At 58.0% G+C, this 14929-nt stretch carries 15 protein-coding genes; all 15 read left to right on the plus strand.

All coding sequences use genetic code 11. From position 1 onward, the window contains the following. Positions 1-95: 95 nt before the first annotated feature. The 15 genes from plsX (at position 96) to acpS (ending at position 14906) form a co-directional block, all read left to right on the plus strand. On the plus strand, positions 96-1121 hold the full coding sequence (gene plsX / locus AAGF34_RS16845; protein WP_342616868.1) for a phosphate acyltransferase PlsX: 1026 nt from the start codon (positions 96-98) through the stop codon (positions 1119-1121). 27 nt (positions 1122-1148) lie between these two features. Continuing rightward, positions 1149-2126: a beta-ketoacyl-ACP synthase III gene (locus AAGF34_RS16850; protein ID WP_342616869.1), complete on the plus strand. Its 978-nt coding sequence runs from the start codon at positions 1149-1151 to the stop codon at positions 2124-2126. A 50-nt stretch (positions 2127-2176) separates the two neighbouring features. Continuing rightward, positions 2177-3127 (plus strand): ACP S-malonyltransferase, encoded by a 951-nt coding sequence (gene fabD / locus AAGF34_RS16855; protein ID WP_342616870.1) that lies wholly within the window; start codon positions 2177-2179, stop codon positions 3125-3127. Further along, complete coding sequence (gene fabG, locus AAGF34_RS16860) at positions 3124-3870, plus strand: 3-oxoacyl-ACP reductase FabG (RefSeq protein ID WP_342616871.1); 747 nt, start codon at positions 3124-3126, stop codon at positions 3868-3870. Before fabD ends, fabG begins: the two co-directional genes overlap by 4 nt. 99 nt (positions 3871-3969) lie before the next feature. Then, on the plus strand, positions 3970-4209 hold the full coding sequence (acpP, locus tag AAGF34_RS16865; protein WP_087496857.1) for an acyl carrier protein: 240 nt from the start codon (positions 3970-3972) through the stop codon (positions 4207-4209). 135 nt (positions 4210-4344) lie between these two features. Next, positions 4345-5589 (plus strand): beta-ketoacyl-ACP synthase II, encoded by a 1245-nt coding sequence (gene fabF, locus AAGF34_RS16870; RefSeq protein ID WP_342616872.1) that lies wholly within the window; start codon positions 4345-4347, stop codon positions 5587-5589. Between the two features lie 565 nt (positions 5590-6154). Then, a complete protein-coding gene (locus AAGF34_RS16875) occupies positions 6155-7627 on the plus strand; it encodes a DegQ family serine endoprotease (protein WP_342616873.1) in 1473 nt (490 codons plus the stop codon). A 489-nt stretch (positions 7628-8116) separates the two neighbouring features. After that, the gene (gene lepA, locus AAGF34_RS16880; protein WP_342616874.1) at positions 8117-9928 is read left to right on the plus strand and encodes a translation elongation factor 4; all 1812 of its coding nucleotides are present in this window, start codon (positions 8117-8119) and stop codon (positions 9926-9928) included. Continuing rightward, positions 9928-10893 (plus strand): signal peptidase I, encoded by a 966-nt coding sequence (lepB, locus tag AAGF34_RS16885; protein ID WP_342616875.1) that lies wholly within the window; start codon positions 9928-9930, stop codon positions 10891-10893. Before lepA ends, lepB begins: the two co-directional genes overlap by 1 nt. 18 nt (positions 10894-10911) lie before the next feature. Next, positions 10912-11268: a DUF4845 domain-containing protein gene (locus AAGF34_RS16890; protein WP_342616876.1), complete on the plus strand. Its 357-nt coding sequence runs from the start codon at positions 10912-10914 to the stop codon at positions 11266-11268. Position 11269: 1 nt separating this feature from the next. Next, a complete protein-coding gene (gene rnc / locus AAGF34_RS16895) occupies positions 11270-11956 on the plus strand; it encodes a ribonuclease III (RefSeq protein WP_342616877.1) in 687 nt (228 codons plus the stop codon). A 107-nt stretch (positions 11957-12063) separates the two neighbouring features. Then, the gene (era, locus tag AAGF34_RS16900) at positions 12064-13023 is read left to right on the plus strand and encodes a GTPase Era (protein ID WP_342621118.1); all 960 of its coding nucleotides are present in this window, start codon (positions 12064-12066) and stop codon (positions 13021-13023) included. After that, on the plus strand, positions 13010-13762 hold the full coding sequence (gene recO / locus AAGF34_RS16905) for a DNA repair protein RecO (RefSeq protein ID WP_342616878.1): 753 nt from the start codon (positions 13010-13012) through the stop codon (positions 13760-13762). Before era ends, recO begins: the two co-directional genes overlap by 14 nt. Further along, complete coding sequence (locus AAGF34_RS16910) at positions 13759-14517, plus strand: pyridoxine 5'-phosphate synthase (protein WP_342616879.1); 759 nt, start codon at positions 13759-13761, stop codon at positions 14515-14517. Before recO ends, AAGF34_RS16910 begins: the two co-directional genes overlap by 4 nt. Beyond that, a complete protein-coding gene (gene acpS / locus AAGF34_RS16915; protein ID WP_342616880.1) occupies positions 14514-14906 on the plus strand; it encodes a holo-ACP synthase in 393 nt (130 codons plus the stop codon). The genes AAGF34_RS16910 and acpS overlap by 4 nt, the downstream gene beginning before the upstream one ends. The last annotated feature ends 23 nt before the right edge of the window (positions 14907-14929 follow it).

Genomic DNA, 14929 nt, shown 5'->3' on the forward strand with positions numbered 1-14929 from the left:
GCGCTTCCAGCGAAGCCCGAAGCTACACACCTGTAGCGACGGGCTTTTTTTATGGCGAATTTCGCCGGCTAATGAGACCTATTTGAGACATCTCCGTGATAACCATAGCTGTTGACTGCATGGGTGGCGACCATGGCCCCAAGGTGACGCTGCCGGCCTGCACCCAGTTTCTGGATGCGCATCCGCAAGCCCGCTTGGTGATGGTCGGTTTGCCCGAGGCACTCTCGGGGTTTTCGCATCCACGCGCTACTGTTGTCGCTGCCAGTGAAGTGGTCACCATGGATGACCCGCTGGAAATTGCCTTGCGCCGCAAGAAGGACTCTTCCATGCGCATTGCGGTCCAGCAAGTCAAGGATGGCGCCGCCCAGGCTGCCGTTTCGGCAGGCAACACGGGCGCATTGATGGCCATATCGCGCTACGTGCTGAAAACGCTGGACGGCATCGAGCGCCCCGCGATTGCGGGCCAGATTCCCAATGCCACCGGTGGTGCGACCACGGTGCTGGACCTGGGGGCCAACGTGGACTGCAGCGCCGAGCACCTGCTGCAGTTCGCCGTGATGGGGTCGGCCTTGGTGTCGGTCTTGAACGACGTAGAGTCGCCCTCTGTTGGTTTGCTCAACATCGGCGAAGAGGCAATCAAGGGCAATGAAGTGATCAAGCGCGCAGGCGAATTGCTGCGGTCTGCCGGCAATTCTGGCGATCTCAATTTTTACGGCAACGTTGAAGGCAACGACATCTTCAAGGGTGTGGTGGACATCGTGGTTTGCGACGGCTTTGTTGGAAACGTGGCGCTCAAGACCAGCGAAGGTCTGGCTTCAATGATTTCGGGGTTTCTGAAGGCCGAATTTTCCAAGAATATTTTTACCAAATTGGCAGCAGTTGCTGCTTATTCGGTGCTGAGTGCGCTGAAAAGACGTGTGGATCACCGCCGTTACAACGGCGCTGCGCTGCTGGGATTGCGCGGACTGGTTTTCAAAAGCCACGGGTCGGCAGACCAATTGGCCTTCGTGAATGCGTTGAACCGCGCGTATGATGCTGCCCGAAACAACTTGTTGGACCGCGTTCAGGTTCGTATAGCCAAAGCAGCGGCGCTTTTGACGGCGCCCGTGGCCACATCGTGATTTGAACGGAAGTCTTTCCACATACCCATGACACGATATTCGCGAATTACAGGCACCGGCAGCTATCTGCCTCCCCGCCGACTGACCAATGCGGATCTGGTGGCCGAATTGGCCGCCAAGGGCGTTGAGTCCTCGGATGAATGGATTGTCGAGCGCACCGGAATTCGGGCACGCCATTTTGCGGCGGACGGCGTGTTCAGCAGCGATCTGGCTTTGGAAGCTGCCAAGAGCGCCTTGGCCGCGGCGGGCCGAACCGCCCAGGAGATCGATCTGATCATCGTGGCTACCAGCACGCCGGATATGGTGTTTCCCTCCACGGCTTGCATATTGCAGAACAAGCTGGGTGCGGCAGGTGGTGCAGCGTTTGATCTGCAGGCCGTGTGCTGTGGATTTGTGTACGCCCTGAGCGTGGCCGACTCCATGATTCGCACAGGTGCTGCCACCAAGGCATTGGTCATTGGTGCGGAAGTGTTCTCCCGCATTCTGGATTTCACCGACCGCACGACCTGTGTGCTGTTTGGCGATGGCGCTGGTGCTGTGGTTCTCGAAGCTTCAGACACGCCAGGCATCTTGGCCAGCGACCTGCATGCTGATGGCAAGCACGTCGGCATTCTGTGTGTCCCCGGGCACGTTTCTGGTGGCCATATCCTGGGTGACCCTCTGCTGAAGATGGACGGTCAGGCGGTTTTCAAATTGGCCGTCGGCGTGCTGGAAGACACAGCGCGCGCCGCTTTGGCCAAGGCGGAGCTATCGGGAGCCGATGTCGACTGGCTGATTCCCCATCAGGCCAATATCCGCATCATGCAAAGTACCGCCCGCAAGCTCAGGGTGCCTTTGGACAAAGTGGTTGTGACTGTGGACCAGCATGGCAACACATCGGCTGCGTCCATCCCGCTGGCTTTGGACAGCGCGGTACGTTCGGGTCAGGTCAAGCCTGGTCAAACCCTTCTGCTGGAAGGCGTTGGAGGCGGCTTCACCTGGGGCGCTGTGGTTCTGAAGTTCTGAGCTTCTTCGTCAATGCCCGGCGCTGACCGGGCCATCATTTTTGAATTGCCATGAAGAAATTTGCATTTGTTTTTCCCGGTCAAGGTTCGCAGTCGGTGGGCATGCTCGATGGATGGGGTGACCATCCTGTGGTTGCAAGCACATTGCAGGAGGCCTCAGATGCGCTGGGAGAAGATGTGCCCAAGCTAATCCACGAAGGTCCCAAGGAGGCGCTGGCACTCACCACCAACACCCAGCCGGTGATGCTGGTCGCGGCGGTGGCGGCGTACCGCGTATGGATGACCGAAATCGGAGTGCAGCCCGATGTGGTGGCTGGACATTCGCTGGGCGAGTATTCGGCTTTGGTTGCGGCAGGTTCTCTGACCCTGTCGCAGGCCGCCCCTCTGGTGCGCCTGCGTGCCCAAGCCATGCAGGATGCCGTGCCGGTAGGCACCGGCGCCATGGCGGCCATCCTGGGTATGGATGCTGCGCGTGTTGCATCCGGTTGCGCCGAAGTTACCGCGTCCTTTGGAGCGGGCTCTGCCGAAGTTGTACAGGCGGTGAATTTCAATGATCCGGCACAAACCGTGATTGCTGGCAGCAAGGCTGCCGTGGAAAAGGCTTGTGAAGTGCTCAAGGCCAACGGCGCCAAGCGCGCTTTGCCGCTGCCGGTGTCTGCCCCTTTTCACTCCAGCCTGATGAAGCCAGCCGCAGAAAAATTGCGCGTCCGTCTGGCAGAAATCGAAATCCTCGAGCCGAAAATCGCGCTGATCAACAACATTGACGTTGCAGTGCAAACCCAGCCGGATGCAATCCGTGACGCACTGTACCGCCAGGCCTTTGGTCCGGTACGGTGGGTGGAATGTGTTCAGGCTATCAAGGCGCGTGGCATCAGCCATGTGGTGGAATGTGGGCCCGGCAAGGTGCTGGCAGGCATGGTCAAGCGTATCGACGCGGAAATGACCGGTGCAGCGCTGTTTGATCCGGCAACCTTGGAAGAAGCAAAAGGAGTCTTGGCATGAGCGATGCCCAAGTAGGAGCGCAAGTTGCGCTGGTGACGGGTGCGTCCCGAGGCATTGGTGCTGCAATAGCGCTGGAACTGGCACGCAAGGGATTCAAGGTCGTTGGTACCGCGACGACCGATGCAGGCGCTGCCGCCATTCGTGAGGCCTTGTCCGGATTTGCGGGATGCGATGGCCGCACGCTGAATGTGACGGATGGTGCCGCAGGCGACGCGCTGGTGGATGCCGTGGCGAAGGAGCTGGGCGGTCTGCACGTGCTGGTGAACAACGCCGGCATCACCCGAGACACGCTGGCCATGCGCATGAAGGACGAAGACTGGGATGCGGTGCTGGACACCAATCTCAAGGGCGTGTTCCGCATGAGTCGCGCCGTGATGCGCACCATGATGAAGCAGCGCTACGGGCGCATCGTCAACATCACCTCGGTGGTGGGGGCTTCCGGAAACGCGGGGCAAGCCAATTACGCTGCTGCCAAGGCGGGTGTAGCCGGGATGACCCGTGCATTGGCCAAGGAGCTGGGTTCACGCAACATCACGGTTAACTGTGTGGCGCCTGGCTTCATTGAAACCGATATGACGGCAGGTCTGGGCGAAGAACAGCACAAGGCCTTGCTGACCCAGATTGCTGTTGGGCATCTGGGTAAACCTTCCGACATTGCCCATGCAGTGTGTTACCTTGCTTCGCCTGAAGCCGCTTACGTTACCGGGCAGGAATTGCACGTTAACGGCGGCATGTATATGTAGTATTTTCATAAGCCGATTAGTCCGTTCGGCAGCCCGGTTGGGGAACCATCCCCGACGGGGTAAAATCTCGGATTCTTTTACAACCCTCAGAGGGAACACATGAGCGATATCGAAGTACGCGTCAAAAAAATCATTGCCGAGCAACTCGGTGTTGAAGAATCTCAAGTCACCAACGAAAAGGCATTCGTGGCCGATCTGGGTGCCGATTCTCTGGACACAGTGGAACTGGTGATGGCTTTGGAAGACGAGTTCGGAATTGAAATTCCCGACGAAGACGCTGAAAAAATCACGACCGTGCAAAACGCCATCGACTACGCCAATACGCACAAGAAGGCCTGATAGGTCTCTTGCTGCGGCGTTAGCGCATGGGCCTGAAGATCTGGTGAAACCATCAGACGGTCGGGCCCATTTCTTTTGCACCTTTGCCCGCCGTCAGGCGGAGTTTCTTTGACAAACTGCTGAAACCTGATTTCTATGGCCCGTCGTCGCGTTGTTGTCACTGGTTTGGGATGCATCAGTCCCGTAGGTAATACGGTTCCTGAGGCCTGGGCCAATCTGCTTGCTGGCAAGTCCGGCATTGGCACGATTTCCAAGTTCGATGCATCTGCCTTTTCCTGCCAGATCGCTGGCGAGGTGCGTAACTTCGACTTGGACTCGTACATGAACTCCAAGGAGGCGCGAACGATGGATACCTTTATCCATTACGGTATCGCCGCCGCCGTTCAGGCCGTTAACGATGCGGGCTTGCCCACTGGCGACGCTCTGGGCGAAGAAGAGGCAACCCGAATCGGTTGTGTGATTGGCTCCGGCATCGGTGGCTTGCCTCTTATCGAGAGCACGCATGCCGAATACACGGCACGTGGACCTCGCCGTATTTCCCCCTTCTTTGTTCCTGCCTCCATCATCAACATGACCTCCGGTCATGTATCGATGCGTTTCGGCTTCAAGGGACCCAACATTGCCATCGTCACCGCTTGCACCACCGGCCTGCACTGCATTGGTGAAGCTGGTCGGATGATTGAGTATGGTGACGCCGATGTGATGATTGCAGGCGGTTCCGAAGCCACGGTGTCTCCTCTGGGAGTGGGCGGCTTCGCATCCATGCGCGCACTCAGCACCCGCAACGATGATCCGGCCACTGCTTCGCGTCCCTGGGACAAGGACCGTGATGGTTTTGTCCTGGGTGAAGGCGGTGGCGTTGTGGTTCTGGAAGAGTACGAGCATGCCAAGGCACGTGGCGCGCGCATCTACGCAGAATTGGCAGGCTTCGGCATGAGTGCGGATGCCGGCCACATGACGGCTCCCAATATGGATGGTCCGCGCCGCGCGATGGTCAACGCCATGCGCAATGCTGGCGTGAACGGCGACCAGATCGACTATCTCAATGCCCATGGAACTTCCACGCCGTTGGGCGACATCAACGAGAGCAACGCCATCAAGGCCGCTTTGGGTGATGCGGCCAAGAAGGTCGTGGTGAACTCCACGAAGTCCATGACAGGCCACTTGCTGGGTGGTGCCGGCGGACTGGAGTCAGTCGTGACGATCCTGTCCATCTACCATCAGAAGAGCCCGCCAACGATCAACCTGTTCAATCAGGACCCTGAGTGCGACCTGGACTACTGCGCCAATACAGCGCGGGACATGCGTATCGACGTGGCACTGAAGAACAACTTCGGCTTTGGCGGAACCAACGGTTCCCTGGTCTTCAAGCGCATCTAGATCACTATTGCGCAAGGCCCATGCATCGGGCTCCTGCTGTCAGTTGGAACGTCGGGCCCGCGGCCTGGCGTTTGTATTTTCTGGTCCTTTGGATCGCGTGCGGCGGGCTTGTGGTGACCCTTTATCTCGTATTGCAGCCTTGGGGCATTCGCGCTGCGACCTTAATGCTGGTCTTTCTGGGAAGTGTGCTGTATGCCGTTGTGGTCCAACGCAAAGGCAGATCTGGCGTGCTGCGCTGGGACGGTGAGCATTGGTATTGGTCCGGTTTTGAAGACCAGAAGGTTAGGCACGTGACCTGCGTGCTGGATTTGCAGCGTCGGGTATTGCTGCGTATGCAAGACACGACCGGTAAAGTCCACTGGTTGTGGCTACAGTCGCAGGCGATGGATTCTCGTTGGCTTGCGTTTCGAAGAGCTGTTGTCTGCGACAGGTCTGGTAGAGGTCAGGACGCCGCTGAATCACTTCGGTAATCGTTTTGTAAAGGCTCTTGCAGACAATCCATGCAACCCTACATAAGGCTGTATTTGCGAGCATTCGCCTTTTTTCTCAAGATTGGAAATACACAATGAACATTCGGATTTTGGGCACGTTGCGAACAGTCTTGGCGGCAATGGGTATTGCTGCTTCATTCTCGGTTATGGTACTTCCGGTGCAGTCGGCCCAGGCGCAGTCGCGCACCCTGCCAGACTTCACGGACCTGGTGGAGCAGGTCGGCCCGTCCGTGGTGAATATCAGAACCACGGAAAAGGTAGCCATTCGCTCACAGCAAGGTGCCCCGGGTGAGGAGGAGATGCTGGAATTCTTCCGTCGCTTCGGTCTCCCCGTTCCCAACATTCCCAAACAGGCGCCAAAAAAGAGCCAGCCGCAACAGCCTCAGGAAGAGGATCAGCCCAAGGGCGTTGGTTCGGGCTTCATTCTCTCAACGGACGGCCTGATCATGACCAATGCCCACGTGGTGGATGGGGCCGATGAGGTGCTGGTTACGTTGACTGACAAGCGTGAGTTCAAGGCCAAGATCATCGGTGCCGATGCGCGCTCCGATGTGGCCTTGGTGAAAATCGAGGCGACCGGCTTGCCCGCCGTGAAGGTAGGCGACGTGGGCCGTTTGCGGGTAGGGGAGTGGGTGATGGCCATTGGCTCTCCGTTCGGGCTGGAGAACACCGTGACCGCGGGCATTGTGAGTGCCAAGTCGCGTGATACGGGCGACTACCTGCCTTTCATCCAGACCGATGTCGCCATCAATCCTGGCAATTCGGGCGGTCCCCTGATCAACATGCGCGGTGAAGTGATTGGCATCAATAGCCAGATCTATTCGCGCTCTGGCGGCTTTATGGGCATTTCCTTCGCCATCCCCATGGATGAAGCCATTCGCGTGAGCGATCAACTGCGCGCGACCGGGCGGGTGTCCCGTGGCCGTATTGGCGTTCAGATCGATCAGGTCAGCAAAGAGGTTGCCGAGTCCATCGGTCTTGGCAAGCCCATTGGTGCTCTGGTGCGTAGCGTAGAGCCCGGCGCTCCGGCAGACAAAGGTGGTATCGAGGCTGGCGACATCATCACCAAGTTTGATGGCAAGCAGATCGACAAATCCAGTGACCTGCCGCGTATCGTTGGCGGCACCAAGCCAGGCTCCAGGAGCACCGTCACGGTATTTCGCCGCGGTGCCACGCGCGATCTGAGTGTTGTGGTTGCTGAAGTGGAAGCAGACAAGCCGATTGCCAAGGCGTTGCCTGGCAAGGAAGAAAAACCCAAGGCCTCCACCGCGGCGCAGTCCTTTGGCTTGACCGTCGTGGAACTGACCGATGCGCAAAAGAAGGAGCTCTCCGTCAAGGGTGGAGTGCGGGTGGACTCCGTTTCCGACGCTGCAGCCCGCGCAGGATTGCGTGAAGGAGATGTCATTCTTGCTGCTGCCAATGTGGAGGTATTGAGCGTCAAGGACTTTGATGCGGTGATCTCCAAGTTCGACAAATCCAAGCCCTTGAGCATCCTGTTCCGTCGTGGTGACTGGACGCAATATGCGATCTTGAAGGCTGTCAAATAAGGTGACGTCACGGTGACACGACCCCATGCCCAAGCGGGGTATGGGGTTGTTTTTTTGTCCCAGGAACAGAATTTTTACGCGGGGCCTGCCGCCATCAGCTATGTAGGCAAACGCTAACTTAACAAGGTGGTTAGCCCGTTTTGGTTAGAATGGAGCACTAAACAAGGATGGTTTGGCTATAAAGAGGACCTGAAAGTCCATGATATGGGATGTTTTTCAGGATCCCACAGGCGATCCACAGTTCGCCCACATGTTGTCCTTTAAGCATCGTCCTGTTTTGTGAATAACTTGTGCATAAGATTTATGTTGTGGACTCACAACTCTGTTTTTCTTCGAATTTTTTGGCTGTGAATCCCGGACTTTTTGCCTACAATGAAGTTCCAACTTTCGCAGTTGCCAAAAGATTGTTGGTTCAGGGCGCGTCCAAACCGGACGCGCCCTTTTTTCTTGTCTGACCGTTTTAATTCAATCACTTGAAGCTCTCCCTTGATGAATCACATCAGAAATTTCTCGATCATTGCGCATATTGATCACGGCAAATCCACGTTGGCAGACCGCTTGATACAGCGTTGTGGTGGACTTGAAGATCGGCAAATGGAAGCCCAGGTTCTGGACTCGATGGATATCGAAAAAGAGCGTGGGATAACCATCAAGGCGCAGACAGCAGCGCTTAAATACAAGGCACGTGATGGCAAGGTCTACAACCTCAATCTGATCGACACGCCGGGACATGTGGACTTCTCGTATGAAGTGAGTCGCTCACTGTCTGCATGCGAAGGTGCACTACTGGTCGTCGATGCAAGCCAGGGTGTGGAGGCGCAGACCGTTGCAAACTGCTACACCGCACTCGACCTGGGTGTGGAAGTGCTGCCGGTGTTGAACAAGATGGATTTGCCGCAGGCAGATCCGGAGGCAGCGAAGTCCGAGATCGAAGACGTGATCGGCATCGATGCCAGTGAGGCAATTCCATGCTCCGCAAAAAGCGGGATGGGTGTGGATGAAATTCTTGAAGCCATCGTTGCCAAGATCCCTGCACCCCGCGGAAATCCGGACGGTCCCTTGCGCGCCATGATCATCGATAGCTGGTTCGACAGCTACGTGGGTGTGGTGATGCTGGTGCGGGTGGTCGATGGACGTCTGGCCAAGGGCGAGCGCATCAAGATGATGGCCTCCGGAGCGACCTACAACGCGGATAACCTGGGCGTGTTCACTCCCGCCAACCAACCACGCGAATCGCTGGAGGCGGGCGAGGTGGGTTACATCATTGCCGGCATCAAGGAACTGCAAGCTGCCAAGGTGGGCGATACCGTCACCTTGATCAAGGGGGGTACCGGTGGTGCGGCGTTTACCGCTACTGAACCACTGCCCGGCTTCAAGGAAATTCAGCCGCAGGTGTTTGCCGGTCTGTATCCGACGGAGGCCAGTGAATACGACTCGCTGCGTGATGCCCTGGAAAAGCTCAAGCTCAACGATGCATCCCTGCACTACGAGCCGGAAGTGTCACAGGCCTTGGGTTTTGGATTCCGCTGCGGCTTCCTCGGGCTCTTGCACATGGAGATCGTGCAGGAACGTCTGGAGCGCGAGTTTGATCAGGACCTGATCACCACCGCCCCCAGCGTGGTGTACCAGGTCGTGAAGAGTGACGGCGAAGTCATCATGGTGGAGAACCCGTCCAAGATGCCCGATGTCGGCAAGACGGCTGAAATCCGCGAACCCATTGTGACCGTGCACTTGTACATGCCGCAGGAGTATGTGGGCGTGGTGATGACGCTGGCCAACCAGAAGCGCGGAGTGCAGCTGAACATGGCCTACAAGGGCCGTCAGGTGGTGCTCACCTATGAGATGCCCTTGGGTGAAATCGTGCTGGACTTCTTTGACAAGCTCAAATCAGTCAGCCGCGGTTACGCGTCCATGGACTACGAGTTCAAGGAGTACCGCGCGTCTGATGTGGTCAAGGTCGACATCCTGCTCAACGGCGACAAGGTGGATGCCCTGTCCATCATCGTGCACCGTTCGCAGTCGCAGTATCGCGGCCGCGCGGTGGTGGCCAAGATGCGCGAGATCATTTCGCGTCAGATGTACGATGTCGCCATCCAGGCGGCCATTGGTGCCAACATCATTGCCCGTGAGACAATCAAGGCGTTGCGCAAGAATGTGCTCGCCAAGTGCTATGGCGGCGACATTTCCCGCAAGCGCAAGCTCCTTGAAAAACAAAAAGCAGGCAAGAAACGCATGAAGCAAATTGGTTCGGTTGAAGTTCCCCAGGAAGCGTTCCTGGCCATTCTGCAGGTGGAAGATTGATGCAAGCCTTGACCTCCGCCATTCTGGGCGCCTTTGTGCTGTATGCCGCATCCTGGTACTTCGGCCTTGTTGACGGCAACTTTGCGCTGCTCCTATTTCTTGCATCGCTGGTAACCGGAGCCTACTGGCTGGCCGAGCGCTTCTATTTCCTGCCCCGTCGCAAAGCCGCAGTGGCAGCTTTGGAGGCCAATGATGCACAGCGTCGGGCCGAGCTCGCCAAGATGGGCATTGCCCAGGTGGATGGCGATGTGTCGGAAGCCAAAGTGCGTTTGCTGATGCAGCCCTGGTGGCTGGATTGGACGGCAGGACTGTTCCCGGTGATCATCACGGTGTTCCTGTTGCGCTCTTTCCTGTTTGAGCCATTCAAGATTCCTTCGGGTTCCATGATTCCGACCCTGCTGGTGGGTGACCTGATTCTGGTGAACAAGTTCACCTATGGTCTGCGCCTGCCGGTACTCAACAAGAAGATCACCGAGGGCAACAAGCCACAACGCGGTGATGTCATGGTGTTTCGCTATCCGCCAAAGCCCAGTCTGGATTACATCAAGCGGGTGGTGGGCGTTCCGGGCGACACGGTGGCCTATCTGAACAAGCGGCTCACCATCAACGGTGTGGTGCAACCCACCGCTGCGGTCCCCGAGTTCTTCGACGAAGACTCCATGCGGTACTTCAAGCACTACGAGGAAGTGCTGGGGGGTGTAAAACACCGCATCCTCAACGACGACGACCGGCCCGCGTTTGTTCCGGGTGCAGATCAGTTTGCAGGACGTGAGGGGTGCAGCTATACCATTGAGGGCGTGACCTGCAAGGTGCCACCGGGACAGTACTTCATGATGGGCGACAATCGCGACAATTCCATGGATTCGCGCTATTGGGGGTTTGTACCCGATGAAAATATTGTGGGTAAGGCCATATTCATATGGATGAACTTCAGCCATCCCAAGCGGATTGGTTTCTTCAATTGATATTGCGGGGAAAGATAAATGTCTGAACAGCTTCCGTCCAAGCAACGTGGTATTTCCTTCATCGGTCTGCTCTTTGTAGCTGCGGTACTGGCAATGGCCGGCGTGGTCATTGCGCAGGTATTCCCTACGGCCATTGAATACATGAATGTGCAGAAAGCGGCGCAGAAGGCCGCGACGGACGGCTCCACGCCTGCCGAAATCCGCATGATTTTCGACAAGAATGCCGATATCAACGACATCAAGTCCATCCGCGGCAAGGATCTGGACATCAGCAAACAAGGCGACAAGGTCGTGGTGGCGTTCAGCTACCAACGGGAGATTCATCTGGTTGGGCCGGCCTTTCTGACCATGAAGTACGAAGGTCAATCCAAATAAGGTGGCTGATAGTCTTCAGGAGTTGCAGCGGCGCTTGCAACATCAATTTGCGAATCCGTCCCTGCTTTCCCGTGCGCTGACGCACCGCAGCTTTTCGTCCGATCACTATGAGCGTCTGGAGTTCCTGGGCGACTCGGTCCTGGGGCTGGCGATTTCGGCCCTGCTGTATTCCCGTCTGGACAAGCTTGCAGAGGGTGACTTGTCCCGCGTGCGTGCCAATCTGGTCAAGCAAGAGACCTTGCATCAACTGGCCGTAGAGTTGGGGCTTCCCGACCTGCTGCGCCTGGGGGAAGGCGAGGTCCGTTCCGGTGGGCAGAAGCGCCCCTCCATCCTCGCGGATGCACTGGAAGCCATCATCGGCGCGGTCTATCTCGATGCCGGTTATGGCAAGGCGCAGGAACTGGTCTATCGCCTCTTCAACGCGGTGGAAATCAACCCGCAGATGGATGCCATTGGCAAGGATGCCAAGACAGCCTTGCAGGAATGGTTGCAAGGGCGCAAGATGAAACTGCCGGTTTACAAGGTCGTAGGTACCTTGGGTGCCGCGCATAAGCAAACCTTTGACGTGGAGTGTGAAATACCTGAACTCCGACTGTCCGAACGCGGCATTGGTGGCTCACGCCGTGCCGGGGAGCAGGCTGCTGCCACAGCCATGTTGCAAACACTTCAAACCAAATACCCAACATGAACGCTCCCAAAAAACCATCCGCCAAGTCCGCCACCAAAGCACCAGCAAAGGCAGCTGTCAGCGAGGCGCCCGCCATCGAAGAGGTGGACCAGCCTGATCTGGATGCCATGCTGCAGGGCCTGCTGAAAAGCACGCCCAAGCTGGCCGAACCCGGAACAGACGGTGGTGGGCAGCGCTGCGGTCTGGTGGCCATCGTCGGCAAGCCCAACGTGGGCAAGTCCACCCTGCTCAACGCCCTGGTAGGGCAAAAGATCAGCATCACTTCGCGCAAGGCACAGACCACGCGGCATCGCATCACCGGCATGCGTACGCAGGGCCAGACCCAGTTTGTGTTTGTGGATACGCCCGGCTTTCAGACCCTGCATGGCAACGCGTTGAACAAGTCGCTCAACAAGACGGTTCAAGGCGCGGTCTCGGACGTGGATCTGATCCTGCTGGTGGTGGAGGCAGGCAGCTTCACTCCGGCGGATGCCCGCGTGCTGTCCTTGCTGGGCAAAGACGTTCCAACCATTCTGGTTGCCAATAAGCTCGACAACGTGCACCGCCGTGGCGACATCGCTCCCTGGCTGCAGGAGATGCAAAAGAAGCATGCGTTTGCTGAGTTCGTTCCCATGTCGGCTAAGAACCCCAAGGACGTGGAACGCCTGCTTGGCATTTGCGAAGGATTTCTGCCCGAGCAGGCCTGGTGGTACGGCGAAGACGAACTGACCGACCGCAGTGAAAAGTTTCTGGCCAGCGAACTGGTGCGTGAAAAACTCTTTCGCCTGACGGGTGACGAGTTGCCTTACACCTCCACCGTCGTCATCGACAAGTTCGAAGAAGAGCCGCCGCAGCGCAAGGGCCAGAAGCGACTGTTGCGCATCGCTGCCACCATTGTGGTGGAACGCGATGGTCACAAGGCCATGGTGATCGGTGACAAGGGCGAGCGCATCAAACGCATCGGCATGGAAACCCGGGTGGAGCTGGAGAAGCTGGCGGACGCCAAGGTGTTTCTGGAGCTGTGGGTGAAGGTGCGCTCTGGCTGGGCCGATGACGAAGCGCGGGTGCGCAGTTTTGGCTACGAATAAGCGTATTTCTGATGAGCCAGCCTTTGTGCTGCATCGCTACGACTGGAGCGAGTCCAGTCTGATCCTGGAAGTATTCACCCGCAACCACGGGCGCATTGCCTTGGTGGCCAAAGGCGCCAAGCGACCCACTTCCAGTTTTCGCCCCATTCTCATGCCCTTGCAGCCTCTGCACGTGGCCTATGGCGGCGACGCGGAGATCCGTACGCTCAAGAGCGCCGAGTGGCAGGGTGGTCATGTCATGCCCACGGGCGACGCCTTGCTGTCGGGCTATTACCTCAATGAGTTGTTGCTGACGCTGCTGGCGCGGGACGATCCGCATCCCCAGCTGTTTGATATCTACGCCCGTGTGGTGCAGATCATTGCCAGCGAGCATGGCGAAGTGCTTCAGGCGGCCCTACGCACCTGGGAGTTGCTGCTGTTGCGTGAAATCGGCCTGTTGCCGCAGCTCGATCTGCAGACCATGACCTTGGGCACACTGGAAGACGAAACCCGCTACACCCTGGTTCCCGAAGGCGGTCTGCGCCAGGCACATGCGGAGGAGCGCGGAGCGCTCACCGGGGTGCAATGGAAACGCGTGCAGGCTGCATTGCAGGACGATGCACCCTTTACCACCACGCTGCGTGCCTGCGCAGAATTGATGGCCGAACTCAAGCCGCAGCTGCGTCAACTGCTGCACTACCATTGCGGGGTCAGGACACTGCGCACCCGGCAAATGATGATGGACATACAAGCCCTATGAAATCCCCTACCACCGCTCTTTCCGTCAACCTCAACAAAGTGGCTCTTGTGCGCAACACACGCCATCTGGGTATTCCCAGCGTGACCCGTGCCGCCACGCTGTGCCTGCAGGCAGGCGCCTCGGGCATCACCGTGCACCCCCGGCCCGACGCCCGCCACATCCGTGCAGAGGATGTGACAGACCTGGCCGCGTTGCTGCAGGCATGGCCGGACCGTGAGTTCAATGTGGAAGGCAACCCGTTTCACAACCTGATGGACTGCGTGGCCGATTTGCGCGCGCGCCATCTGCCGGTGCATCAGGTGACCTTTGTGCCAGACAGCGAAGGCCAGTTCACCAGCGACCACGGCTGGAACTTCCCTGCGGATGCCGACCGGTTGCGCCCGGTGATCGCACAGGCCCATGCTTTGGGTCTGCGTGTGAGCCTGTTCATGGATGCCGACCCTGCCGCAATGGCCGCGGCAAAGGCCGCGGGTGCTGACCGGGTTGAGCTGTATACCGAGCCTTTTGCTGCAGCCTGGGGAACCCAGGAGCAGGGCGCGCAATTGCAGCGCTTTGCCGCAGCTGCCCAGGCCGCTCTGGATGTCGGGCTTGGGGTGAACGCCGGACACGATCTCAACCTCCACAATCTGGCCGCTTTTGTGCAGAAGGTACCCGGCGTGCAGGAAGTCTCCATCGGACACGCCCTGATTTCCGATGCCCTGGAGCTGGGCTACGAGGCCACCATCCAGGCCTATCTGCGTTGCCTGCAAGCATGATTTACGGCATCGGCACGGACATCTGCGATGTACGCCGCATCCGCGCCAGCCTGGAGCGCCATGGTGACCGTTTTGCACTCAAGATCCTGAGCGACCTGGAATTCAAGACCTGGAAGGCGCGCAGCGCGCGCTGGCCGGAGCGCGGTGTGCGCTACCTGGCAACCCGATTCAGTGCCAAGGAGGCCTTCAGCAAGGCCGTCGGCCTCGGCATGCGCATGCCCATGACCTGGCGCTTGTGCGAAATTGGCAAGGAGCTCAGTGGCAAGCCGGTCATCGTGTTGCATGGCGAACTGAAAGAATGGTTTGATTCCCAGGGTCTGCGCGCCCATGTCAGCGTGACCGATGAATCGGATTACGCCGCCAGCTTTTGCGTGGTGGAGACAGCCTGAGCGTCCCACCCGAACCTACCCAC

Origin of the sequence: Rhodoferax sp. GW822-FHT02A01 (assembly GCF_038784515.1) — a bacterium.
Classification (GTDB): domain Bacteria; phylum Pseudomonadota; class Gammaproteobacteria; order Burkholderiales; family Burkholderiaceae_C; genus Allorhodoferax.

Coding starts and splice junctions, on each gene's coding strand:
- AAGF34_RS16850 (WP_342616869.1), top strand. CDS start 1,149: ATGACACGATATTCGCGAATTACAGGCACCGGCAGCTATCTGCCTCCC.
- fabD (WP_342616870.1), top strand. CDS start 2,177: ATGAAGAAATTTGCATTTGTTTTTCCCGGTCAAGGTTCGCAGTCGGTG.
- fabG (WP_342616871.1), top strand. CDS start 3,124: ATGAGCGATGCCCAAGTAGGAGCGCAAGTTGCGCTGGTGACGGGTGCG.
- acpP (WP_087496857.1), top strand. CDS start 3,970: ATGAGCGATATCGAAGTACGCGTCAAAAAAATCATTGCCGAGCAACTC.
- fabF (WP_342616872.1), top strand. CDS start 4,345: ATGGCCCGTCGTCGCGTTGTTGTCACTGGTTTGGGATGCATCAGTCCC.
- AAGF34_RS16875 (WP_342616873.1), top strand. CDS start 6,155: ATGAACATTCGGATTTTGGGCACGTTGCGAACAGTCTTGGCGGCAATG.
- lepA (WP_342616874.1), top strand. CDS start 8,117: ATGAATCACATCAGAAATTTCTCGATCATTGCGCATATTGATCACGGC.
- lepB (WP_342616875.1), top strand. CDS start 9,928: ATGCAAGCCTTGACCTCCGCCATTCTGGGCGCCTTTGTGCTGTATGCC.
- AAGF34_RS16890 (WP_342616876.1), top strand. CDS start 10,912: ATGTCTGAACAGCTTCCGTCCAAGCAACGTGGTATTTCCTTCATCGGT.
- era (WP_342621118.1), top strand. CDS start 12,064: ATGCTGCAGGGCCTGCTGAAAAGCACGCCCAAGCTGGCCGAACCCGGA.
- AAGF34_RS16910 (WP_342616879.1), top strand. CDS start 13,759: ATGAAATCCCCTACCACCGCTCTTTCCGTCAACCTCAACAAAGTGGCT.
- acpS (WP_342616880.1), top strand. CDS start 14,514: ATGATTTACGGCATCGGCACGGACATCTGCGATGTACGCCGCATCCGC.